The organism is Flavobacterium hydrophilum (assembly GCF_003202405.1).
GTDB classification, from domain to species: domain Bacteria; phylum Bacteroidota; class Bacteroidia; order Flavobacteriales; family Flavobacteriaceae; genus Flavobacterium; species Flavobacterium hydrophilum.
Map to the genome: position 1 here is coordinate 26,028 of NZ_QJHL01000008.1, position 25,300 is coordinate 51,327.

At 33.2% G+C, this 25,300-nt stretch carries 25 protein-coding genes; 24 read left to right on the forward strand and 1 reads right to left on the reverse strand.

Annotated features, from left to right (window positions below):
* Positions 1–385: 385 nt before the first annotated feature.
* From topA to DMB68_RS21960, 7 genes are all read left to right on the forward strand, one after another.
* The gene (topA, locus tag DMB68_RS21930) at positions 386–2,902 is read left to right on the forward strand and encodes a type I DNA topoisomerase (RefSeq protein WP_110348766.1); all 2,517 of its coding nucleotides are present in this window, start codon (positions 386–388) and stop codon (positions 2,900–2,902) included.
* 2 nt (positions 2,903–2,904) lie between these two features.
* On the forward strand, positions 2,905–4,056 hold the full coding sequence (locus DMB68_RS21935) for a formimidoylglutamase (protein ID WP_110348767.1): 1,152 nt from the start codon (positions 2,905–2,907) through the stop codon (positions 4,054–4,056).
* A gap of 251 nt (positions 4,057–4,307) precedes the next feature.
* Positions 4,308–5,714 (forward strand): T9SS ring complex lipoprotein PorK/GldK, encoded by a 1,407-nt coding sequence (porK, locus tag DMB68_RS21940; RefSeq protein ID WP_110348768.1) that lies wholly within the window; start codon positions 4,308–4,310, stop codon positions 5,712–5,714.
* A 58-nt stretch (positions 5,715–5,772) separates the two neighbouring features.
* The gene (gene porL, locus DMB68_RS21945; protein ID WP_110348769.1) at positions 5,773–6,420 is read left to right on the forward strand and encodes a type IX secretion system motor protein PorL/GldL; all 648 of its coding nucleotides are present in this window, start codon (positions 5,773–5,775) and stop codon (positions 6,418–6,420) included.
* A gap of 51 nt (positions 6,421–6,471) precedes the next feature.
* Positions 6,472–8,010, forward strand: coding sequence for a type IX secretion system motor protein PorM/GldM (gene porM / locus DMB68_RS21950; RefSeq protein ID WP_110348770.1), 1,539 nt, complete (start codon positions 6,472–6,474; stop codon positions 8,008–8,010).
* Between the two features lie 44 nt (positions 8,011–8,054).
* Positions 8,055–9,044: a type IX secretion system ring subunit PorN/GldN gene (gene porN / locus DMB68_RS21955; protein ID WP_110348771.1), complete on the forward strand. Its 990-nt coding sequence runs from the start codon at positions 8,055–8,057 to the stop codon at positions 9,042–9,044.
* A 75-nt stretch (positions 9,045–9,119) separates the two neighbouring features.
* The gene (locus DMB68_RS21960; RefSeq protein WP_110348772.1) at positions 9,120–10,193 is read left to right on the forward strand and encodes an NAD(P)/FAD-dependent oxidoreductase; all 1,074 of its coding nucleotides are present in this window, start codon (positions 9,120–9,122) and stop codon (positions 10,191–10,193) included.
* Here the strand turns inward: DMB68_RS21960 and DMB68_RS21965 are convergent.
* Positions 10,174–10,557, reverse strand: a complete 384-nt coding sequence (locus DMB68_RS21965; RefSeq protein ID WP_110348773.1) for a DUF983 domain-containing protein — start codon at positions 10,555–10,557, stop codon at positions 10,174–10,176. The two genes, DMB68_RS21960 and DMB68_RS21965, sit on opposite strands and share 20 nt — an antisense overlap.
* Before the next feature lie 317 nt (positions 10,558–10,874).
* On the opposite strand from DMB68_RS21965, the gene DMB68_RS21970 reads away from it, so the two are divergent.
* From DMB68_RS21970 to DMB68_RS22055, 17 genes are all read left to right on the forward strand, one after another.
* On the forward strand, positions 10,875–11,450 hold the full coding sequence (locus tag DMB68_RS21970; RefSeq protein WP_110348774.1) for a TerD family protein: 576 nt from the start codon (positions 10,875–10,877) through the stop codon (positions 11,448–11,450).
* A gap of 58 nt (positions 11,451–11,508) precedes the next feature.
* Complete coding sequence (locus tag DMB68_RS21975) at positions 11,509–12,174, forward strand: HAD family hydrolase (protein WP_110348775.1); 666 nt, start codon at positions 11,509–11,511, stop codon at positions 12,172–12,174.
* Positions 12,175–12,176: 2 nt separating this feature from the next.
* On the forward strand, positions 12,177–12,983 hold the full coding sequence (locus tag DMB68_RS21980) for a phosphoribosyltransferase family protein (RefSeq protein WP_110348776.1): 807 nt from the start codon (positions 12,177–12,179) through the stop codon (positions 12,981–12,983).
* A gap of 3 nt (positions 12,984–12,986) precedes the next feature.
* Positions 12,987–13,541 carry a TerD family protein gene (locus DMB68_RS21985; protein ID WP_110348777.1) on the forward strand — a complete coding sequence of 185 codons (555 nt, stop codon included), beginning with the start codon at positions 12,987–12,989 and terminating at the stop codon, positions 13,539–13,541.
* Positions 13,542–13,544: 3 nt separating this feature from the next.
* Positions 13,545–14,153: a TerD family protein gene (locus tag DMB68_RS21990; RefSeq protein WP_110348778.1), complete on the forward strand. Its 609-nt coding sequence runs from the start codon at positions 13,545–13,547 to the stop codon at positions 14,151–14,153.
* Between the two features lie 2 nt (positions 14,154–14,155).
* Positions 14,156–15,244: a toxic anion resistance protein gene (locus DMB68_RS21995; RefSeq protein WP_110348779.1), complete on the forward strand. Its 1,089-nt coding sequence runs from the start codon at positions 14,156–14,158 to the stop codon at positions 15,242–15,244.
* Between the two features lie 35 nt (positions 15,245–15,279).
* Positions 15,280–16,248 carry a hypothetical protein gene (locus tag DMB68_RS22000; protein WP_110348780.1) on the forward strand — a complete coding sequence of 323 codons (969 nt, stop codon included), beginning with the start codon at positions 15,280–15,282 and terminating at the stop codon, positions 16,246–16,248.
* A gap of 9 nt (positions 16,249–16,257) precedes the next feature.
* The gene (locus DMB68_RS22005; protein ID WP_110348781.1) at positions 16,258–16,809 is read left to right on the forward strand and encodes a TerD family protein; all 552 of its coding nucleotides are present in this window, start codon (positions 16,258–16,260) and stop codon (positions 16,807–16,809) included.
* Between the two features lie 20 nt (positions 16,810–16,829).
* Positions 16,830–17,489, forward strand: a complete 660-nt coding sequence (locus DMB68_RS22010) for a TerD family protein (RefSeq protein WP_110348782.1) — start codon at positions 16,830–16,832, stop codon at positions 17,487–17,489.
* Positions 17,489–17,902: a hypothetical protein gene (locus DMB68_RS22015; RefSeq protein WP_110348783.1), complete on the forward strand. Its 414-nt coding sequence runs from the start codon at positions 17,489–17,491 to the stop codon at positions 17,900–17,902. The genes DMB68_RS22010 and DMB68_RS22015 overlap by 1 nt, the downstream gene beginning before the upstream one ends.
* Positions 17,903–17,914: 12 nt before the next feature.
* The gene (locus DMB68_RS22020; RefSeq protein ID WP_110348784.1) at positions 17,915–18,553 is read left to right on the forward strand and encodes a vWA domain-containing protein; all 639 of its coding nucleotides are present in this window, start codon (positions 17,915–17,917) and stop codon (positions 18,551–18,553) included.
* 139 nt (positions 18,554–18,692) lie between these two features.
* The gene (locus DMB68_RS22025; RefSeq protein WP_110348857.1) at positions 18,693–19,328 is read left to right on the forward strand and encodes a vWA domain-containing protein; all 636 of its coding nucleotides are present in this window, start codon (positions 18,693–18,695) and stop codon (positions 19,326–19,328) included.
* A 3-nt stretch (positions 19,329–19,331) separates the two neighbouring features.
* Complete coding sequence (locus tag DMB68_RS22030) at positions 19,332–19,814, forward strand: hypothetical protein (RefSeq protein WP_110348785.1); 483 nt, start codon at positions 19,332–19,334, stop codon at positions 19,812–19,814.
* 252 nt (positions 19,815–20,066) lie between these two features.
* A complete protein-coding gene (locus DMB68_RS22040) occupies positions 20,067–21,119 on the forward strand; it encodes a TerY-C metal binding domain-containing protein (protein WP_110348787.1) in 1,053 nt (350 codons plus the stop codon).
* A gap of 16 nt (positions 21,120–21,135) precedes the next feature.
* On the forward strand, positions 21,136–22,545 hold the full coding sequence (locus DMB68_RS22045; RefSeq protein WP_110348788.1) for a PP2C family serine/threonine-protein phosphatase: 1,410 nt from the start codon (positions 21,136–21,138) through the stop codon (positions 22,543–22,545).
* Between the two features lie 2 nt (positions 22,546–22,547).
* On the forward strand, positions 22,548–24,059 hold the full coding sequence (locus DMB68_RS22050; RefSeq protein WP_110348789.1) for a helix-hairpin-helix domain-containing protein: 1,512 nt from the start codon (positions 22,548–22,550) through the stop codon (positions 24,057–24,059).
* Between the two features lie 30 nt (positions 24,060–24,089).
* Positions 24,090–25,088, forward strand: coding sequence for a TerC/Alx family metal homeostasis membrane protein (locus tag DMB68_RS22055; protein WP_110348790.1), 999 nt, complete (start codon positions 24,090–24,092; stop codon positions 25,086–25,088).
* The last annotated feature ends 212 nt before the right edge of the window (positions 25,089–25,300 follow it).

Consider the following 25,300-nt stretch of genomic DNA (forward strand, 5'->3'; position numbering starts at 1 on the left):
AACAATGTTTTCAGAATCGTTTGGTAACATTGTTTTGCAGATTTTACTTATTAGGAGCTATTTCCGGCTTTCCGTTTCAAGTCCTCATTAAAAAAAGCAAAGTTTCTAATGTTTTAAAAGAGCTTCTGCTGGTCGCTTTTTTAAAACAGGAAACTTTTGCTTTTTTAACTCCGGGCTTTACACTTCAATCCGGGCTAGAAACTTTAGTGTTATAAAGAACATTTCTCGACTATGAACCTTTAAAAATTATACCTATATATATAATGAATCTCTTTACAGATAAATCTTCAATTTTTAGAAACATTAAGTCAAAATACTTCAAAAATGAATTATCAGGATTGATATTTAAAAAAAACTTCTACTTTTGTTGCAGAAAAATAGAGCAATGGCAAAGAATTTAGTAATAGTGGAGTCACCTGCAAAGGCGAAAACGATCGAGAAATTTCTCGGGAGCGATTTTCAGGTGGAGTCGAGTTATGGTCACATAGCCGACTTACCTTCCAAGGAAATAGGAGTAGATGTAGAAAATGGGTTTAAGCCTAAATACGAAGTTTCTCCTGACAAAAAAGCCTTAGTAAGTAAACTTAAAACACTATCTAAAAATGCCGAAACGGTTTGGTTGGCAAGTGATGAGGACCGCGAAGGAGAAGCTATTTCATGGCACTTGGCGGAAGAATTAAAACTGGATACTAAAAAAACCAAAAGAATTGTTTTTCACGAAATTACCAAAACAGCGATTCTTAAAGCAATTGACAATCCAAGAGAAATTGATTATAATTTAGTAAATGCGCAACAGGCACGTCGTGTTTTGGATCGTTTAGTAGGTTATGAGTTATCTCCGGTTTTGTGGAGAAAAATTAAAGGTGGTCTTTCTGCAGGTCGTGTACAATCTGTTTCTGTTCGTTTAATTGTAGAAAGAGAACGTGAAATCCAGAATTTTAATGCAGTTGCCAGTTATTCAGTTGTAGCAGAATTTGTAAACGAAGCAGGAAAAGCTTTCAAGGCAAAACTGCCAAAAAACTTCAATACTAAAAAAGAAGCCGAAGATTTCTTAAAACAAAATATAGGTTCTATATATAAGGTAGCAGATTTAGAAACTAAACCTACCAAAAAATCACCAACAGCACCATTTACAACTTCTACCTTGCAGCAGGAAGCAGCAAGAAAATTGTATTTGCCGGTAGGAATCACAATGCAGCTTGCTCAGCGTTTATACGAAGCGGGACTTATTACTTATATGAGAACCGATAGTGTAAATCTTTCTAAAGATGCAATGGATGCTGCTGAAGCTGAAATTATAAAATCATACGGAAAAGAATTTTCTAAGCCCCGAACTTTTGCAAACAAAAGTAAGGGAGCACAAGAAGCGCACGAAGCAATTCGTCCGACAGATATGTCGCGTCATACAGTAAATATTGACCGTGACCAGGCTCGTTTATATGATTTGATCTGGAAAAGAACATTGGCATCTCAAATGAGTGATGCACAATTAGAAAGAACCAATGTAAAAATCGAAGCCAATAATCATGGTGAGATTTTTACAGCTTCAGGAGAAGTTTTGCTTTTTGAAGGTTTCTTGAAAGTTTATTTGGAAGGGCACGATGATGATGAAGAAGAGCAAGAAGGAATGTTGCCTGCATTAAAAGTAAATGAAAAGTTAGCTAATAATTACATCACAGCAACTGAAAGATATTCAAGACCGCCAGCAAGATATACAGAAGCTTCTTTGGTGAAAAAATTAGAAGAATTAGGAATTGGACGTCCTTCTACATACGCGCCAACTATCTCTACTATTATCAACAGAAATTATGTTGAAAAAGGAACTCTTGAAGGTCAGGAACGTAACTATACACAACTTACTTTGCAAAATAGCAAAGTTGGAGAAAAGTTACTTAAAGAAAATACAGGTTCGGATAAAGGGAAATTAGTACCGACAGATATCGGAACCATCGTTACAGATTTCCTTGTTAAGAATTTCGGAAATATACTTGACTATAATTTTACTGCAAAAGTAGAGCAGGATTTTGACGAAATTGCCGAAGGGAATATTGATTGGGCAACCATGATGCAGGAATTCTATGATAAGTTTCATCCAAACGTAAAAGATGTTGAAGCAAACGCAGAAAGAGAAAGTGGTGAAAGAATTCTGGGTAAGGATGCAGATGGAAGACAGGTATCTGTTCGTTTAGGGAAATTTGGTCCAATGGCCCAAATTGGAGAAGCAGACGATGAAGATAAAAAGTTCGCCAGTTTAATGGCTGATCAAAATATTGGAAATATTACTTTAGAAGAGGCTTTGAATTTATTCTTGCTTCCTAAAAATTTAGGAGAATATAAAGGAGAAGAAGTTGAAGTAAGCAATGGGCGTTATGGTCCGTATGTAAGACATGGAAGTGTTTTTATTTCTCTTCCAAGAGGAGAAGATCCGCTGGCTGTTACTAAAGAAAGAGCTCAGGAATTAATTGATGAAAAAGCACTTGCTGATGCTCCAATTGCAGTCTATAAAGGAGAAGCCGTTCAAAAAGGTGTGGGACGTTTTGGTCCTTTCATTAAATGGAATGGTCTGTTTGTTAATGTAAGTAAAAAATACAATTTTGATAATTTATCACAGGCTGATGTTGAAGAGTTGATCGAAGATAAATTACAGAAAAATATAGACAAAGTTCTCCATAATTGGGAGGAAGAAGGTATTTTGGTTGAAAAAGCACGTTGGGGACGCTCAGTTATTACAAAAGGTAAAATCAAAATCGAATTAAGTAAAGATGTTGATGCAACAAAACTGACATTAGCCCAGGTTCAGGAGATGATTGCGGCCAAAACACCGGCAAAGAAAACACCTGCAAAAAAAGCAACAACGGTAAAAAAAGCACCAGCAAAAAAAACAGCTGCTAAAAAGAAATAAAAATGGAATTTGATTTTCTGGAACCGGTTAACGAAGGAGTTTTAAAATTCATTAATTCGTTATCTTCTCAAGAATTGGGTAGTAAAATTGTTTTGCATACTCAGGATCAATTTCCTGATATTAGCAAAATTAATATTGCTATTGTGGGTGTTTTAGAAGATCGTAGAAATATTGATATTGTTAATGAAGTTAACCTCACGGCAGTTCGTAAAAAATTGTATAGTATGTTTCCCGGTAACTGGGATGCGTCTATTGCAGATTTAGGCGATATTTTGGCAGGCGAGTCAGTAGAAGATACTTATTTTGCATTAAAAAAAGTAACTTCATCATTAATAAAAAATAAAGTGATTCCTATAGTTGTGGGAGGTTCACAAGATTTGACATATGCTTTGTATCGTGGTTATGATGATCTGGAGCAAATGGTTAATATGGTTTCTGTAGATAACAGATTTGATTTTGGTAAGGAAAATGAATTGGTTTCCTCTAATTCTTATCTGACAAAAATCATTATTGACGAGCCTAACAATCTTTTTAACTACTGTAATATTGGATATCAAACCTATTATAATTCTCAGGAAGAAATTGATTTGATTGAAAAATTGTTTTTTGATGCCTATCGTTTAGGTGAAATTTCGAACAATATAGCTTTAGCAGAACCTGTTTTTAGAGATGCTGATTTAGTTAGTATTGATTTAAATTCTGTAAAATCTTCGGATTCGGGAAATATGGTTTCTTTTGAGCCGAACGGTTTTAATGGAAAAGAAATTTGTTCTTTAGCGCGTTATGCAGGAATAAGTGATAAGGTATCATCATTTGGGATTTTTAATCATAATAGTACTGTTCATGAATCAGGAATAGTTGCTCAAATAATTTGGTATTTTGTAGAAGGGTTTCATTATCGTTCTAAAGAATATCCTTTTGGAAGCAGAACTAATTATTTAAAATATATTGTTCCTCTTGAAAATGAAGAATTGATTTTTTACAAAAGTGACAAAACAGATCGTTGGTGGATAGAAATTCCGTTTTTGTCAAATGGCAGCAATAAATTGAAAAGAAATACGTTGTTACCTTGTTCTTATGATGAGTATTTATGTGCTTGTAATCAGGAATTGCCGGAAAGATGGTGGAAAGCACAACGGAAAAACGCTTTGTGATAATTATATTTAGTTGAAAATCTTAATTTTTAGATTTTATTTTGTTTTAATTAATAGAATTCAATAAGCAAAATATAAAATTTAACGTTTTTTGCTGATTATTTTTAAGAGTTTGCTGATGAAATATTTTTTTTTTATTTTTTTTAACATTAATTTTGACCGCTGAAATAAATATAGATATAGTATTGTTTTTTTAAAAAATAATAAATACGTTTACGACTTATAATAATGAATAGAAATCCCAAATTTATATGAAGAAGTTTATTGCATTTGCGACAATGTTAACACTAGTAATTGGCTGTGGTAAATCCGGTGATAAAGGCGAGTTAGTAGGTGTGCAAGGAGGAAAATGGCATCCTGAAAAGCCTTATGGAATGACTTTGATTCCAGGTGGATCTTTTATCATGGGTAAATCCGATGGTGATTTAGCTGCAGTAGAAGATGCTCCTACTAAAACAGTAACCGTTCGTTCTTTTTACATGGATGAAACAGAAATTACAAATTCTGAATATCGTCAGTTTGTAGAATGGGTAAAAGATTCTACAATGAGAGTTCGTTTGGCTATTTTAGCTGACGAAACAGGACAAAAATCAGCAGCAGGAACAACTGGTAAAGGTAAAAACGCAGGTAGTATTGCGGATTATGCATTTAATGATTCAGAGCCTGATAAAATGACAGCTTATGATAAATATATGTATGATAATTATTATAGTGTAGGAACAAAAGATGATCCTTATGCTGGAAGAAAATTAAACAAAAAAGTTAAACTAATAAAAGATACAAAAGCTTATCCGGATGAATATTACACTGAAGTAATGGATTCTATGTATTTGCCAATTGAAGAGTCATATAATGGTTTAAGAACAATTGATGTAAATAAATTAAAATTCCGTTATTCATGGATGGATATTCAGGCTGCAGCAAAAGCTAAAGTTGGTAAGAGAAAAGATTTTGTGAAAACAGAAGAGGTGCCGATTTATCCTGATACAGCTGTTTGGATTAAAGATTTCGCTTATTCATATAATGAGCCTATGCATAATGATTATTTTTGGCATAAAGCATACGGAGATTACCCGGTTGTAGGTGTGACCTGGAAACAGGCTAAAGCATTCTGTGCTTGGAGAACCTTAAATAAAAACAGTTATATTAAATCAAAGAAAAAAGGACGTGATTTAGTAAACGCTTTCAGATTGCCAACAGAGGCAGAATGGGAATATGCTGCAAGAGGTGGTCTGGAGTCTGCTACTTATCCTTGGGGTGGACCTTACACCAGAAGTGACAGAGGTTGTTTCTTAGCTAACTTCAAACCAAGCAGAGGTGATTATGCAGCTGATGAAGCTTTATATACTGTCGAGGCTAAATCATACGAAATGAATGGCTATGGATTGTATAATATGGCAGGAAACGTTTCTGAATGGACGGATTCAGCTTACAATCCAAATGCATACGAATATGTTTCTACTATGAATCCAAACGTGATTGATGGAAATAACCAAAGAAAGGTTGTTCGTGGAGGTTCTTGGAAAGATGTTGCTTACTTCTTGCAAGTAGGAACACGTGACCATGAATATGCAGATTCTGCAAGAAGTTATATTGGGTTCAGAACTGTACAGGATTACATGGGAACTCAGGCAACCGGAATCGGAAGTAAAAAGTAAATTAAATTCAATTATAACCAAATCTATTTCAATTAAAACCTAAAAAAAGAGTATTATTATGGCATTATTAAGTAAAAAAGCAATGAATTTCGCTTACGGTATGGGAGCGGCAGTAGTAATTATTGGAGCATTATTCAAAATTACTCACTTTGAGATTGGGCCATTGACAGGTACATTAATGCTATCAATCGGACTAGTTACAGAGGCGTTAATTTTTGCATTATCAGCTTTCGAACCTGTAGAGGATGAATTAGACTGGACTCTTGTGTATCCTGAATTAGCAAATGGTCAGGCAAAAAAGAAAGCAGATAAAGTTGAAACTCCAACTGATGCCCAAGGATTGTTGTCTCAAAAATTAGACGCAATACTTAAAGAAGCTAAAATTGACGGAGAATTAATGTCAAGCTTAGGAAATAGTATTAAAAATTTCGAAGGAGCTGCAAAAGCAATTTCTCCAACAGTAGATTCTATTGCTGGGCAAAAGAAATATGCTGAAGAATTGTCTATGGCTGCTGCACAAATGGAATCATTAAATAGTTTATATAAAGTACAATTAGAAAGTGCTTCAAGAAACGCACAGGCAAACAGCGAAATCGCTGAGAATGCATCTAAATTAAAAGAACAAATGCAATCTATGACCGCTAATATCGCTTCTTTAAACAATGTTTATGGAGGTATGCTTTCTGCAATGAGTAACAAAGGATAATTAGTTTTTAACTATATATTAAATTTATTAATAAGAACTAATTAGAAAAAAATGGCAGGAGGAAAATTAACCCCTAGACAGAAGATGATTAACCTGATGTATCTGGTTTTCATCGCAATGTTAGCAATGAATATGTCCAAAGAAGTTTTATCTGCTTTTGGATTAATGAATGAAAAGTTTGAAAGTGCAAATACCTCTTCAGAGCAGACAAATGCTGGATTGTTATCGTCACTTGATCAAAAAGCTGCAGAAGCAAAAGGAGAATTTGCTGCAGCTGCAATTACTGCTCATAAGGTTGAAACAGCGTCAAAAGAATTTTATGCATACATCGGTGGATTAAAAGGCGATGTTTTAAAAGGTTTTGAAACTGATAAAGAAACTGGTAAATTGCCTTATGAGGCAATGGACAAAGGTGATAATATCGACAACTGGTTTACAGGAGAGGGATACACTGCTAAAGGGAATGATATCATTTCTAAAATTGAAAAGTATAAAGCTGATATGAAAGCAGCTTTGTCTGATAAAAAGTATGCTGCGATTTTAGCTGAAGTTGAAAAGAAATTTGATGTTTCAGATGTTAAAAATAAAGAAGGCTTAAAAGATAAGTATTTAGCTTATCACTTTAAAGGTTTTCCAGCTGTAGCTTCATTAGCTAAACTTTCAGCTTGGCAAAATGACGTTCAAAAAGCAGAATCAGACGTTTACAGTGCTGCTTTAGGTAAAGCTGCGGTTGCCGCTGCTTCTTACAGTAACTATCAGGCAATTGTTGTCTTAGATAAAAATGCTTATTTCCAAGGTGAAAAAGTAACAGGTAAAGTAGTTTTGGGTCGTTATGACGAAAACACAAAACCAACTTCATTCCAAGGGCCTGGGCAAATCGTAAACGGACAAGCTGTTATCTCGTTAACTGCCGGAGGTGTAGGTGAACAAGATATTAATGGTCAATTTACATTCTTAGAAGATGGAAAAAATATTCCACTTAAATTTGCAGGTAAATATGTTGTAGTTCCAAGACCAAACTCTGCTACAATCTCTGCTGATAAAATGAATGTTGTTTACAGAGGTGTAGTTAATCCAATTTCTGTTTCATTTGCTGGTGTTGACGCTAATAAAATTGTTGCTAGTGCCCCGGGATTAAATTCTGCGGGTAAACCTGGAAAATATAACATGAGTCCTGGTTCAGGTACTGAGGCTACGATTTCTGTTACAGGAACATTGCCAAACGGAGATAAAGTTACAGATAAGAAAACATTCAGAATTAAAGGTATTCCTGGTCCAACAGGTACAATTAGAGGTGAGATGGGAGTTGTTAAAGGGCCAAAATCTAATTTAGAAATTGCTACAATTGGAGCTAAATTACTTGATTTCGATTTTGAAGTTGGTTTGGATGTTGTTGGATTTAATTTGAAAATTGCCGGACAACCTACAGTTGTTGTTAATGGTAATAGATTAAATGCGCAATGTAAATCAGTTCTTTCTAAAGCTGGTAGAGGAGATCAGGTTACTATTTCTGAAATTAAAACTAAGCTTGTTGGTGCAGGTAGTTATTTATTGCCAAGAACTGCTCCGGTAATTTATGAAATACAATAATAAAGTAGATAAAACTACGTTCAATATCTTATAATGATATCATGATGAAAGTAAGAAATTTTTTAATAGCTATTGTTTCTATCGCAGGGACGTTTGCTTCAAATGCGCAATCGAATTTGCTTAATGCAAAAACACCTGATCAGATAGGCCTTAAAACACCTGCACAGCTTATTTCAGATAATGACAAGCCTTTGGCTTATGGTTATGTGGATGATAGAGATGTATTAATGGGAAAAACTACTTGGGAAATTATTGATTTGAATGAAAAAATCAATTTTCCATTATATTTTCCGGTAGATACCGCTAATATTGGATCAGATAGACGTTCTCTTTATGACGTTTTGACGAAAGCTATGAAAAATGGCAAGATAACTGAAGTTTATTCTGATAGTTATTTCAACACTAAAAAATCTTTGAAGGACATCGAAGGATCATTATCCCGTATCGACACAACTGATGCTGGTAGAGAGTTGATTAACCAGTATCCGGATGATTACAAAACACGTGTTGTTAAGAAAAAAGTAGTTACCGGTACAGGTAAAAAGAAAGTGGTTACTTATGTAGATGAAACTGTTGGTCCTACAAGAACTGTACCTTCAGAATATATCTTAAAACAAGATCTTACTGCAGCTGATGTTACGCAATATAAAATAAAAGGATATTGGTATTTTGATAAACGTCAAAGTGAATTGAAATATCGTTTACTTGGAATTTGTCCGGTAACTCCTGATGTGTATACTATGAACAGTGATGAAAAGGATTATATTGAATTGTTTTGGATTTTTTATCCAAATTCCAGAACGGCGTTACACGAAGCAAAAGCTTTTAATGACAGCAATTCAGCACTTCCAATTTCATTCGATCAGATCCTAAACTCCAGACGTTTTAACGCTGTTGTGTATAAAGAAGAAAACTTGTATGGTGATCGTGAGATTAAAGAATACATGAAAGACAATGCACAAAATCAGTTGTTAGAATCTGAAAGAGTAAAAGAAAAGATTCGTAATTTCGAACAGGATATGTGGAACTACTAAGTATCAAATTACATTATAACAAAAACTCTTACTACATTTGTAGTGAGAGTTTTTTTATTTTATATACTTATTACAATGCTTGATTATTTAATCGTCGGATCCGGATTAGCCGGAATTTCTTTTGCTGAAATTGCTCTTAAAAACAATAAAACTATTCTACTTATTGATGATGAATCTCAAAATTCTTCTAAAATTGCTGCCGGTTTGTATAATCCGGTAATTTTAAAGCGTTTTAGCGAAGTTTGGAATGCAAAAGAGCAATTAGCTTTGATGAACGATTTTTATAGTCGGGTTGAAGAAAAATTAAATGAGAAGTTTAATTTTGAAATGCCAATTTTAAGGAAGTTTTTCTCTATTGAAGAGCAGAACAACTGGTTTGCTGCTTCTGATAAAATAAATTTGACACCTTTTTTATCTACAAAACTTATTTCTACAAAATTTGATGGTATTGATTCTCCTTATGATTATGGTGAAGTTTTGCATACTGGTTATGTTGATACAGCCTTATTGTTGATAAAATATAAAGAGTATTTGCTTAAAAATAATTTATTGCTAGAAGAATCTTTTGATAGTAGTTATATTAAATTTTTAGAAATCGGAATTGAGTATAAAAGTATTCAGGCACGGCATGTCATTTTCGCTGAAGGCTTTGGAATGCTTAAAAATCCTTTTTTTAATTATCTTCCACTAGATGGTACAAAAGGAGAATTGTTTGTGATTAAGGCACCAAACCTGAATCTTGATCTTATAGTTAATACAAGTGTTTTTATTCTGCCATTGGGAGGAGATTTGTTCAAAGTTGGGGCAACTTATAACTGGCATGATAAAACTTCTTTGCCTACAGAAGAAGGTAAACAAGAACTTTTGGAACGTATTAGAGAAATTATTACTTGCGATTTTGAAATTATAAAACACTTTGCAGGTGTACGGCCTACAGTTGCTGATAGGAGACCTTTGGTAGGAACACATGAAGGCTATAAATCACTTCATATACTTAATGGATTAGGTACACGGGGTGTTATGCTTGGTCCTGCTATGGCAAAAACCTTGTTTGATCATATTGAAAGTGGAATTCCTGTAGATTCTGAAGCTGATATTAAACGATTCCACAAAAGATATTTGAAATCTCTTATTTCTCACCGGCCTTAGCATCATATGAAATAAACATATTGATATATAAGTTTCTTGAAAGTCTTAAGACGAAAGGAAATAAAACTATTAAAGCTATAACAATTGCTAAAAAAGATTGTTCGATTGTTGTCTCAAAGAAAACAAATGAAACAATAAATGCTGTAATTCCTACAGCAACATTTAATCCGTAACTCACATACATTGCGCCATAAAAAAATGATGGTTCAAGTTGATACTTTAATCCACAATGGCTGCAGTTTTCATTCATTTTAAGAACTTTTGTCAAATGAAGCGGATTCTTATCCACATACATATTTTCATTTTGACATCTTGGACAACTTCCTGTTAAAATACTATTTATTTTGGATCCTTTTTTAAACATTTTTGGATAAGCTTTATATTCTGAACTGCATAAAAACTCATATGCAATTTATATTTGTATGGATATTAAAATGAGTGTAAATATAAAGATATTGATTTAGTTTATCAGTCATTTACATTTAAGACTTCCAAATTCTTTGTTTTTGATGTAGTATTTCATTTAGAACAGGTTTGCATTCATTTACAAAAAACACTTTAAATTAGTAGGATATTTTTTTATTTTGTTGATAAATTTTTAGCTTTTAACAGATGGTCACATTTTTAATGATTTGCTTTTTTGTATTATTGTATACTATAAAATTCTAATTAGATATTGTAATGGCAATAAATTTACAAAAAGGTCAAAAAATTGATATTGGGCTATCGAAGATTACAGTTGGGTTGGGATGGGACCCAAATGAGGGTACCGGGCATGATTTTGATTTAGATGCTTCTGCTATCATGATAAATGCAAATAGAAAACTTTTGGGAGAAAATTATTTTGTTTTCTATAATAATCTTTCTTCTCCTGATGGGGCATTAGAACATACGGGTGATGATCCAACTGGAGGGAATAGTGACGGAGATGATGATGAAGCAATAAAAGTAGATTTGGATAAAATTGAAAATGCTGTAGAGGAAATTCTTTTTGTAGTTACAATTGAAGATTTTGAAAGAAGAAAACAAAATTTCGGACAAGTTAGAAATTCATATATCAGAATTGTCGATGATGCCAACGGTCAGGAAATTGCCAAATATGAATTAGATGAAGACTTTTCTATTGAAACGGGTGTAGAGTTTGGAAGGTTATATAAAAGAAATGATAACTGGAGATTTGAAGCGTCCGGTATTGGTTACAGAGCTGACTTAAGTTTTTTTCTCGAGAAGTATTATTCAGGGGAAATAATCAAATAAAATAAGCTTCCAGGAAAGATTTTACTCAAAGAAATAATTGCCTCTAAAACACATACAATTGAAAATAAATTATAATAATTACAGTCACTTTTCTTTCGACCTGTGGCTTACATTAATAAAATCGAATCCAGAATTCAAGCAAAAAAGAAATTTATTGTTCAGGGATTTTTTCGAAATTGAACAACCAATTGAAAAAGTAAATGATGTAGTACGATATTACGATGTTCTGTGCAATAATATTAACGAAAACACAGGATTAAATATAGAAACATACGAAATATATTATTTAATTTTAGGAGCTTTAAATGTAGATCTTAGTAAATATGGAACAGATAAGCTGTCTCAGTTTTACAATCATACTGAGGAATTGTTTTTAGAATATAAGCCGGTTTTAATTTTTACTGATATTCAAAAGATGTTTAATGATATTGCTAATGAAGGTAAAACAATCAGCGTTTTGAGTAATACAGGTTTCATTAAAGGTTTTACATTACGAAAGCTATTAAAATATTACGATTTGTTTGATTATTTTAAGTTCCAGATTTATTCTGACGAAGTTGGATTTTCTAAGCCTAATACTGAGATTTATCAATTAGTGTTTGATGAAATTAATAAATATAAAAAAATAGAGAAAAAAGATGTTTTACATATTGGCGACAATAGTGTTGCCGATTACAACGGAGCTTTAAAATTTGGTTTTAACGCTCATCTCTTAAAAATATAAAAGTGAATAAAAGTTACAGTTTACACAAAATAACAGAAAAAGACAATTGCTCTTTTAAGGAAGCAGAATACAGTCGGTTTAAATTTGGAGATAAATTCTACGCAGAAAAATTTGCCGAAGAACTCTTCGATGGATTTGTGGCACAATTTAAAGATTTAATCTTGTCTGAAAAAGATATTGTAATCCTGCCGAGTCCTTATTTATCAATTCCAACAGCTTCTAATTTTTTATGCTACTATTTTAAAAAAGAGCTTAATAGCTTCTTGTTTAAAAATGGTAAAAAAGCCTGCATTGAATCTAAAATTTACAGAAATCAAACTTATGTAACAGATTATGGGAATTTGGATTTTGAACAGCGCGTTAAATTAATATCGAATGATACCTATTATATAGATCGAAATTTTATTGAAGGGAAACTTTGCATATTTGTGGATGACATCAAAATAACCGGAAGTCATGAACACACTGTAAATAAAATCCTGGATCAATATGATGTTAAGGGAGATTTTGTATTTGTGTATTTTGCAGAATTAATAAACAAAGATATTCATCCCAAAATAGAGAATCATTATAATTACTTTGCGGTTAAAAATGTAGAAGATATTGTTTCAATAGTAAATAGTGAAGATTTTCAATACAACACACGAATTGTAAAATTTATTTTAAGTCTTGATGACAAGCAATTTGCGTTTTTGATATCTAATATTTCAAGAAAGAAAAGCAACGAATTATTTCATCTCGCAATAAGTAATAATTATCATCAAATTTTAGAATATAAAAAGAATATTAACGTAATAAAAATAGATTAGACTATGGCTATCAATTTGCAAAAAGGACAGAGAGAAAATATAAATGCACCAAAATTTACTATTGGTTTAGGATGGGACACTAATAATAGCAGTACAGGTTCGGGTTTTGATCTTGATGCCTCTGTTTTTATTTTGGGAGATAACGGAAAAATATTATCTGATTCCCATTTTATATTTTATAACAATTTGAAGTCTCCGGATGAGTCTGTTATTCACACAGGAGATAACCTGACAGGTGATGGTGATGGTGATGATGAACAAGTAAAAATTGATCTGACCAAAATTAATTCTTCAGTAAAAGAAATTTGTATTGTGGTTACCATTCACGATGCCGTAAACAGAAAACAAAATTTTGGACAGGTTAGAAATTCGTTTATTAGAATTGTTGACGACAGCAATAATACCGAAATGGTTAAATATGAATTAGAAGAAGATTTCTCCATAGAAACAGCAGTTGAATTTGGAAGGATTTACAACAAAGACAGTCAATGGAAATTTGAAGCAATGGGTGTTGGTATGAAAGGCGGATTAGAAGATTACTTAAATAAATATAACTAAGATATGGCAATTAATTTAGAAAAAGGACAACGTATAAATCTTGAAAAAAGTAACGGTACAAAATTACAAAACATTTGTGTTGGAGTAAACTGGGGAGCAATTGAAAAAAAGGGATTCTTTGGTACAAAAAAAGAAGCTGTAGATTTAGATGCCAGCTGCGCAGTTTATGATGATAAAAAAAATCATATTGATTCAGTAAACTTTAGAAAACTACTTTCAAATGATCGTGCAATTAAACATAGCGGAGATGATTTGACCGGAGATTTGAATGGAGATGACGGATTGGATAATGAAGTTATCACTTTAGATTTTTCTCAATTGACACCGGCCGCTAATCACGTTGCGTTTTTTATAAACAGTTTCAGAGGTCAGGATTTTAAAGATATTCCATTTGCTTCTATTCGCATTTATGAAGGAACACCAACAAGAGTGACTCAGGAATTTGCACGTTTTGATGTTGCAAACGATGCTACTTTTGCCGGAAATGTTTCTATGGTTTTAGGTGTTTTTTATAAGAGAAACGACGAATGGAAATTTAGTGCTGTTGGAGTACCTACTAACGATAAAAAACTAGAGCAGACAATTGTAACAATTCAACAGAATCACTTATAGTCATGTCAGAAAATCAATTAGTTACTCAGGAGAATTCTGCTTTAATTGATAAAGATGGAAATGTAAATTTAGCTTCAATTACAGAAGCTGATGTAAATAATTACAAATCTATATCTAATCAATTAAACGAGAACGATGCCAATTCAATTCTGAATTATGGTGCCGAAATTCAAAACTCTATTGCAAAACAGAGTGATACTTTCTTAACAAATGTCAGAACGTATAATTCAGGCGAAGTAGGGACTTTGATCAATGATCTGCTTACAGAATTGAATTATGTAGATGTTGATCAATTAGATCAGGGTCCATTCAAAAGATTCATTTCTAAAATTCCTTTGCTAAATAAGTTAATTACAGATGTTAAGAAATTATTTCAGGAATATGACCGGATTACTGTAAATATTGAAAAAATCAGTAATAAGGTAAAGGCTGGAATGATCAATTCTGTGAAAGATAACAGTGCCCTTCAGACCATGTTTGACGGGAATGTGAATCTTATTAAAGAAATGGAAAAACACATTATTGCAGGACAAATTCGCTATAAAGAATTAAACGAAGAACTTGCTGTAATGGAAGGCAACAGTGCACAGTATCAGGATTATCAAATTTCCGATAAAAGAACTTTCATTAATCGTTTAGACAAACGTCTGGCAGATATGAAAATTGTTCGTTTTATAATGCTGCAGTCACTTGCGCAGATTAGAGTAGTACAAAACAATAATACTTCTATTGCAGAAAAAGCACAGTCTATTTTGACTACAACTATGCCTGTTTGGAAAAACCAGCTTACATTGGCAGTTGCTTTACAAAGGCAAAAACAGAATATTGAAGTTCAAAGAAGAGTTTCTGAAACAACCAATACGATTTTGCAGAAAAATGCAGAAATGCTAAAACAAAACAGTATCGAAGTTGCCAGAGAAAACGAAAACACAATTGTTTCACTTGAAACGCTGAAAATGACAACCAAATCATTGATCGATACTTTGACAGAAGTAAAACAAATTCACGATCAGGGTACAGAAACAAGAAGACAGCTGGACGCAGGTTTGCAAAGTCTGGAACAGGAATTGAAAAAAGGCGTTGTAAGCTAAAAAATTACACAAATTGAATATTGGAAATTAGATAAATGCAGGAGGAAGAAGAAGAAAGGTATCTTCAAATAATAAAAGACAGTAACAGAAAACTTGTGGTTTTAGAATTGTTATCCAATTTCTTTAACCACAAGGATCTTGTCGGGATTTTGGTAAGGACAAAAATCATTCATACCCTTTTTGAAAAGAATCGAATATTAGATATTAATAAATTAGAACTATTTCATATTCAGTTTACAAGCAGTCTTATTGATTTGTTTCAAAAAATAAAAAAATCAAAAGAACAGCAATATGTTTTAATAAGTGATGAAATATATATTAATGAAGATATTTTATCAAAATTAAAACTGGAAATAGGAGAGAGTAAGTTTGCAAAACAAATGCAGCTGCACGCTCAAAATATGTCCAGAAAGATAGAAGAACTTTATCAGCTATTTGTTTCTGAAAAAGATGTTTTTTTTAATTGGAATGATATAATGACTTTTTCCCAAAGTATTCAGGCCGAATATTACAGGGAAATAACAATTGAACAGTACGAAAAACTGTCGCAGCTGAATAAAAGTGTATATGAAAATACATATGCAAGATTTGAAAAAAAACTTCTGGGGCGTTTGAATATCCTGAATTTTAAAATTAAGTTTTCCTGCGGACTGGTTTGTAATAATGAAATAATTGAGGTTTATGAGTTTAGGGATTCTAACGATAAATTTGTTTTTGTAGCCAATGAAAAATCATTTTATTTTTTGAACGAAGAAGTTGCAAAAGATATTGATATTTCAAAAAACGGATCTGCAAAAGAAGAAATTATAAGAGGTTTGAAAAATAAAAATGCAGAATTGAAGAGAGAACTTAGTGTCGTAAAAACAACGCTGCCCGAAAATGTTTTGGAAGTATTAAAGGAATATCATGAAAAAATTTCATCAGTAGATTTTCTGGAAGAACTCCAAAATGTTGATGAACAAACCAATATTTTAAAAACAATGTTGAATATAAATATTAATTAAAGATATAAAATGGCAATTAACTTAGAAAAAGGACAAAGACAAAGTATTGATGCACCAAAGTTTACAGTAGGTCTTGGATGGGATAGTAATTCAAGTAACACGGGTTCAAGTTTTGATGTGGATGCTTCGGTATTTTTAGTTGGTGCAAACGGAAAAATTCCGAATGATAACCATTTTGTTTATTATAATAATTTAAAATCACCTGACGGGGCAGTAGTTCATACAGGAGATAATTTAACCGGTGACGGTGATGGCGATGATGAAAAAATCCAAATTGATTTATCGGTAATCTCTCCGGATGTTCACGAAATTTCTTTTGTAGTAACCATTCATCAGGCAGACACAAAAAGACAGAATTTTGGTCAGATCAGAAATTCATTCATCAGAATTCTGGATCAGACAAATACGGAATTGGTTAAATATGAGTTAGATGAGGATTTTTCTATTGAAACCGCAGTAGAATTTGGGAGAATTTATAAAAGAAACAACGAGTGGAAATTTGAAGCAGTTGGTATAGGAATGAAAGGTGGCTTACAAGATTATTTGAATAAATATAACTAATTTAAAACCAATTAAAAAGTATGGCAATTAACTTAACCAAAGGACAAAAAATTGATTTGCGAAAATCAAGTGGTGAAACATTAACCAATTTTTGCGTCGGTGTAAACTGGGGTGCAATTGAAACAAAAGGTTTTTTAGGATTATCAAAAAATGTAACAGAAGTAGACTTAGATTTAAGCTGTGTACTTATTGATGACCAAAACAAACTTTGTGATCATTTATATTCTCCATTATACAGAGTCGAAGTTTTACAGCAGTTTGGTTTACCAAAAGGTAAATTGATAACTGTTGACAATGCTCTAAAGCATACCGGAGATGACCTTGCCGGAGATACTGGTGGAGACGATGGTTTGGATAATGAAATTATTACCGTAGACCTTTCTAAAGTTGATGCCAAAGTGAGCCAGATATTTTTCTTTTTAAATAATGCTGGAAAAGAAGACTTCTCTCAGATTCCATACGCAAAAATTAGAATGTATGAAGGAACTCCAACAAGAGTAGCCTCAGAATTTGCTTCTTACAACGTTTCTGCAGAAGCTCAATATGTAAACAAACGTTCCATCATTATGGGAAAATTATACAAACGTAATGACGAATGGAAATTTAGTGCAATTGGAGATCCTACAGATGATACTTTCCTAGGACAAACTATTCATAAAATTGTTCAGTCTTACCTATAATGGAAATCAAAAACATCGAAGGACTAAAAGTTTCGCAAATAAGAGACATGGTTCAGCAAGGAGGTAAGTTTGTTGTATTCCCATATACAGTGTCATTTATATTAATGACTTTAAAAAGAAGTTCTGATATTTATTTCATCAAAGCTGATGAAAATACATTTAAATATTCTTATGGTTATGTTTTCCTAAACTTAATTGTTGGCTGGTGGGGATTTCCATGGGGACCCATTTATACTATTGGTTCCGCTTACCATCATATTGTAGGAGGTAAAGATTTAACTCCGGAAGTTATGAGTCACTTAACACAGCATGATCCGGAAGCCAATACCAGTAGTTACAATATAAATGGGGTTGAAAGCTCAAATCAGGGTAATTCGGCTACCGAAGCCCCAGTTTATAATATTCCTGTATAAAAAAAGACAACCATGAGAAGACTGCCTGTATACTTATTATTAGACACATCGGGTTCAATGACCGGTGAGCCTATCGAAGCTGTGAAAAATGGCGTTCAAATGATGATTAGTTCGTTAAGACAAAATCCGCAGGCGATTGAAACTGCTTTTCTAAGCGTGATTACTTTCGATACTACAGCGCAGCAAATCATTCCGTTAACAGATTTGGCTTCTTTTCAAATGGTCGATCTTAAAGCAACCGGCGTCACAGCATTGGGAGAAGCATTAAGATTAACAGCCAATAAAATAGAAACTGAAGTTGCCAAAACAACAACAGAGCAAAAAGGCGACTGGAAACCATTAGTATTTATTATGACTGACGGAATTCCAACAGACAATTGGGAAAGCGGATTAGAAGAATTTAAAAAAGCAAAAATCGCTTTTGCAGTTGCCTGTGCTGCAGGTGGAGGAGCAGATACTGCCATTTTGAAAAGAATCACAGATAATGTAGTAAGCCTTGATACGGCTGATAGTGCGAGTATAGGAAAGTTTTTCCAGTGGGTTACAGCTTCGATTGGCGTAACTTCAACAAAAGTCGAAGATTCAGGAAAAGAATTTACAAATTTAAAAGAATTACCTCCGCCTCCATCAGAATTAAACATTGTAGTTTAAGCCTGGTAGGCGGAGTTTATAGTTTTTTGAGTATTACATCTTTTAAAAGAAGTTATACCAAGTCAGCATGCCTTTTTATTTCTTAAACCGGAATAAAAAGTTAGTAATTTCATTGTTATATCATTTTTTTAAAAGTAATATGAGAAGACTACCAGTATATTTTTTATTAGATACATCAGGTTCTATGTACGGAGAACCAATTCAGGCTTTAAACAATGCTTTAAGCGGAATGATCAATACATTACGTTCAGATGCGCAGGCCTTAGATTCACTTTGGATCAGCATTATAACGTATGATCGTGAAGTAAAAGAAATTGTACCCTTAACAGAATTGGTTCATTTTCAGTTACCTGAAATTACCTGTCCTCAAAGTGGCCCTACAAATACAGGAGCAGGTCTGGACTTTGTCATTCAAAAAGTAAATAAAGAAGTAATAAAAGGTTCAGCCACTCAAAAAGGAGACTGGAAACCTCTGCTGTTTGTATTTACAGATGGAAAACCTTCAGATATTCAGCTTTACAGGGAAAAAACCAAGGAAATACGAAACCTAAGTTTTGGTGCTGTTGTAGGATGTGCAGCCGGACATATGGCAAACGATGAAATTCTAAAAGAGTTGACAGACAATGTAGTTCATCTGGCTTCCGCTGACAGTTCTACACTGAAACAATTTTTTAAATGGGTTTCTGAAACCATTGAACAAGGCAATAAGAGTCAGGGGACTGGCGAAAGCGTTACTTTACCGCCACCACCTAGTGAAATAACTGTAGTGATTTAGGTTATGGAAGTACTTTCGGCTATAATATCAATTATTGGTATAATTGTTCACATAATTCAGAAGGCAGATCATTCATCCTATAGAAGCAGTTCAATTTCATATACCGATACGACTTATCAGGTTGTTCATGAATTTACGCCACAGGAAAAATTAGACAACATGAATATAGACAGTTTAAATATTTGTTACAAAACTGCCGGAATTGCTAATTTTTCAATTGAAAATGCCAGACGTATGCTGCTTAATAAATATATTCAAGATGATTTTTATATCGACGATATAATTATACGTCAAAATTGTATGTATATAAAACTGATGCATTCTATTCCGTACAAAAGCGTAAATAAATGTTATGGTGCATCATTTTCAATAAATTTTATGACGGTTAATGATGGCGTTTCAGTTTATGGGTCAAAAAAAATAAATGCAGATGAAGAACAGGTTTTTAAAGAAATTGCAAACGAGTTAATAAAAGCAGTTTCATAATGCATCTTATTAAAATTTTTATTGAGGTTTTAATTGTAGGCTTGTTTTTATACTCAAAACTACTTCCTTATACAGACAAGTTACATCCAAAATACAAAACTATTTTTGATTTTTTCAATAGTATTTTTTCGCCTGTATTTAATTTTCTGAAGCCAATGATAAAACCGTTTCAGGTTGGAGTTGGTTTATCCGTAGATATGACGCAGATTTTACTTTTAGTTATTTTTCTAATGTTACTAAATTTCCTTTAAAATGAGAAGATTGCCAATATATTTTCTAATTGATATTTCAGAGTCAATGGTTGGAGAACCAATTCAGCAGGTTGAAGAAGGTTTGTCAACTATTATCCAGGCATTAAAAACAGATCCACATGCGCTGGAAACCGTTTTTGTTTCCATTATAGTATTTGCCGGACAGCCAAAAACATTGGTTCCATTGCAGGAAATAGTGAGTTTTTATCCACCAAAATTCCCAATAGGCAGTGGTACATCACTCAGCAAGGGTTTAGGACATTTGATGTATGAATTAAGAAGTAATATCGTTAAGACAACTTATGAGGTTAAAGGTGACTGGAAACCAATAGTTTTCTTGTTTACAGACGGAGTTCCTACAGATGACAGTCAGGCTGCTATTGCTGAATGGAAACAAAACTGGCAGCGAACAGCCAACTTAATTGCGATTTCTTTCGGGAGCGAAACAGATACAAAATTATTAGGCGAGCTGACTGAAAATGTGCTTCATTTTAAAAATACAAATGTACAGTCGTACAAAGAATTTTTTAAATGGGTAACCGATTCTATTAAAACAAGTAGTATTAGTGTTGAAAATAATTCTACCGGTTTTGAACTGGCTAAATTAGACGGTGAAACACTTTCTAAAATAGATTTAACCAAAGAAACTCCAAACAGACATTATGTTGATGATAACTTTGTGGTTTTAAACGGAAAATGCCAAAATACAAAAAGACCGTATTTAATGAAATACCGTAAAACTATCGCGGAATCTATTTATGCCGGAATCGAATTATCTTCTAAAAATTACAAATTGGTGGGGGCTTATCAGGTTGATAATTCCTATTTTGAGTTGGCTGATTCGGGTAATTTTAACAATGTAGTCAATACGGATGAACTAATCGGAGGTCCAACTTGTCCTTGCTGTGGAAATCAAATCGCATTTGCAGTTTGTGTCTGTCAAAAAATACATTGTATTGGTGATGAGGATGTAAGCACTTGTCCTTGGTGCAACAATCAGGGAAATTATGGTTGCGGTGAAGGCGGATTTGATGTAAACAGAACTCAGGGATAATTCAGCATAAAAAGTAATGGAGGAAACCAAAAGATATCTTCAATCCTTTTTATCCCAACATAAAATGGATATTTCTTCAGGTAAAGCAGCTCTCTTTAACGAGTTTATTGCAGATGAAGAGAATGTCCTTGCAGTAAAAATAATTCAGGAAAACCAAAAAATGATCATGCAGAATTGGATTTTGAAAAATAGAATTGACGATGTTTTAAACCAAACCGTATCCATTCCAAACGGTACGGTCAATAAAAAATATCATGCGAAAATTGATTTTGATGTTTTAGGGTGGAATGATATTATTTATTTTGAGATGAAAGGGCTCGAAAACTCAGGTCTTGAGTTTGATCTGGAAGATGAACTATTATACGGTGTTCCTGAAATAAGCGGTGATCTCAAAATCAGAATTTTATTTAGGATTGACGGTGAAGCAGAAGATTCTGTTTTGAATGAAAAAACAATAACACTAATTATCAATCCTGATCCGAAGTCGTTATGGAAAAATTTAGAAAGCAATAAAAATGATCCGTTTTGGAAACCTGATGTAGCCGCAGTTTCGGATCAGTTTTTGGATAAAAATATTATAATTGCGTCCAAAAGAGGAAGAAGCCATGCCAACGTAGGTTCTTTTAGGGAAGATGATTTTGCTTTTAAAAATTTTAACGAAATAGGGTGGAGTGTCATTGCAGTTTCAGATGGTGCAGGTTCTGCGAGCTTATCCAGAAAAGGATCGGAATTGGCCTGTAATTCTGTTATTGGTTATTTTGAACAAAATTTAAACGCCTCCATTTTAAACGAATTTGATCAGGTTTTAGCTGAACATCATGCAAAAGCAACTGACGAAACATCCAAAAAAATAAGTCATTTTGTCTATCAGAATCTTTCAAAAGCGGCTTATTTTGCACATCAGAAAATTGAAGAAACTGCTATAAAAAATGAGGCAGATTTGAAAAATTTTCATGCTACCTTAATATTTACCTTAGTCAAAAAATATGATTTTGGTTATGCGGTTCTTACTTTCGGAATTGGAGACTGTCCAATTGGTTTACTAAATAAAGATTTGACAGAAATCAAACTGATGAATTGGCTTGATGTAGGCGATTTTGGAGGAGGAACGCGTTTTATCACGATGCCCGAAATTTTCCAGAGTGATAAATTTTCTTCAAGATTCGGTTTTAAACTTGTCGATGATTTTTCTTATTTGGTTCTGATGACGGATGGAATTTACGATCCGAAATTTGAGGTGGAAGCAAGTTTGGAAAAAATCGAAAAGTGGAACGAATTTCTTCAGGATCTGCAAGGGAACAACGAGGACGGAATTAAAGTTGAATTTGATAAAAATAATCCTGAAATTGCACAGCAGCTTGCAAACTGGATGGATTTCTGGAGTCCCGGAAACCATGATGACAGAACGCTGGCTATAATTTATTAGACATGAATACGATTACTGTAAAATCAATTAATGATCCTGCAAAAACCTATCAGTTTGTCGATAACGGCGAACCGATGCGCGGTGGTGTAAAGGATGTTTATTTTAGTCCTGATAAAAGATATGTGGTAGCTATTTTCAGGGAAAAATTAGATTTTAATCAAAAAGAGAGACTGCAAAGAATAACAAATAAATATTTAATTCAGATTCAGAATGGAGAAGCCGGTGATTATTATTTGAAAGAAGTATACCGATGGCCAACTGATGTTGTTGATTATAAAGGATTAACCGGAATTATAGTTCCGATTTATGATGGTAAGTTTTTCTTTAAAAAAGGATACGAAACCAGCGATTTAATTCAGGGGAAAGAAAAAAACGGAAAATGGTTTGCAGGGGCTAAATTCAGAAATCCCGCATTTCCGCTTCGTGTTGCCAAATCTGAGTTAGGAGATTGGCTAAGTTATTTTCAGGTTTGTGTTAACTTAACCCGTGGCGTAAAAAAAATGCACGCAATGGGATTGGCGCATTCTGATTTGTCGTACAATAACGTGTTGATTGATCCGGTACAAAAATCAGCTTGTATGATCGATTTGGACGGACTGGTAGTTCCCGGATTATTTCCGGCAGAAGTTATCGGAACAGCTGAGTTTATTGCACCCGAAGTACTTTCGACCAAACATTTAGACAAAGCAGACCCCAACCGTAAACTCCCAAACAGATTAACCGACTTGCATGCTTTACCTGTTTTAATTTATATGTTTTTGCTGCACCGCCATCCGTTAAAAGGAGGAAAAGTACACGATTTAGATACCGAAAAAGATGATTTGTTGTCTATGGGAGAAAAAGCAATGTTTATCGAACACCCAACAGACCCTATGAACAGGCCAAAAATCAATCAGGTTTCTAAATGGGATTTGCCCTGGGCGGATATAACAAAATTACCTTATACGTTAACAGGTCCGTATTTGAAAAACTTATTTGACAAAGTTTTTATAGATGGATTACACAACCCAATGCAGCGTCCAAACGCAGAAGAATGGGAGATTGCCTTATTGAAAACCACAGATTTAATGCAGAAATGCCATAATGTTTCCTGTGAGCAAAAATGGTATGTTTTTGACAATACAAATAGTCCAAAATGTCCATTCTGCGGTACTCCACATCAGGGCACTTTACCAATCCTGGATTTATATTATCAGTTTCAGGAAACAACATGGAAACCCGAAAATCACAGATTAATGGTTTATAACGATCAATATTTGTTTCAATGGCATGTTAATCGTAATATTGCCAGAAATGAGAAATTAACCCAGTTGCAAAAGGTGCCGGTAGGTTATTTTACTTATTTCAATAGCAAGTGGGTTTTGGTCAATCAAAAACTGACTTCACTAAAAGATTTAACCGAGGACAAGGAAATTCCAATAGGGACAATGGTGGAGCTTACACACGGAAAAAAAATACTGCTTTCTAATGAAGAAGGAGGCAGGGTAATCATGGTAACAATGGCTAATACATAATTTTAAAATTTAACTTAATTAATATCTAAAATGAATCAACACCCAATTTTTTCGGAACATCCCGGTTTAGTTATCGTTTTTGCGGTTGCAGTACTTGTTATGCTATTGCTGGATTTAGGAATTTTCAACAAAAAAAGTCACGTAGTAACAAATAAAGAAGCGATAACATGGTCATTAGTATGGATAAGTTTAGCTATGATTTTTAGTGGTTTGGTATATCACTTTGCAGGGTCAGCTAAATTCTACGAATTTCAGTCGGCATACTGGATTGAGAAAGCACTTTCTGTAGATAACCTGTTTGTATTCATATTAGTTTTTAAGTTTTTTGATGTACAAAATGAGAATAAACACAAAGTTTTATTCTGGGGGATTATAGGAGCATTGGTTTTGCGTGCCATTTTTATATTCTCAGGAGCATTCTTAATAGAACTTACCTACTTAAACAAGCTTTTAAGTTTAGCAGGAATCGAAGGATTCAAATACGATATTAATTTAATAATGACTGCTTTTGGTTTATTCCTTGTGTATGCAGGAATCAAATCCTGGTCTGCTGGAGATGATGATGATGAGGAAGATTACAACAATACAAGAGGGGCAAGACTGATCAGAAAGTTTTTTAGCGTTTCAGATAAATACGATGGAGATAAATTCTTCACATACGAAAACGGAAAAAAATTAGCAACACCGCTTTTAGTAGTAGTTGCGGTAATTGAGTTCACAGATTTATTATTCGCCGTAGATTCTATACCGGCAATTTTCGCTATTTCAAACGATCCGTTTATCTTGTATACGTCTAATATTTTTGCAATTTTAGGATTAAGAGCATTGTTCTTTTTACTGGATAACTTTATTCACTTATTCAGTAAACTGCAATATGGACTGGCAATTATCCTTTCATTCATTGGTGTAAAAATGATTATTGCTCCATTTTATCATATTGAATCCATTTATTCACTAATTGTTATTGGAGGAATTCTTGTAATATCAGTACTATTGTCGATTTTATTACCGGAACCAAAAGAAGTATAAATAAATTTAAACAAATAGAAAACGGATGGGAAATTGAATGATTTTCCATCCGTTTTTTTATGTTTGATAACAATGCTCTTTAAAATTTAAAGGATAAAAAAGCGATGATATTTGTTTTCAAAAGTACAGCCAAAACTTTCAATTAATTGTCATACTTTTGCACTTTCAAAAAGTAAAGTAAGTAAGGTACTTAAATCTTTATTGCTGATACT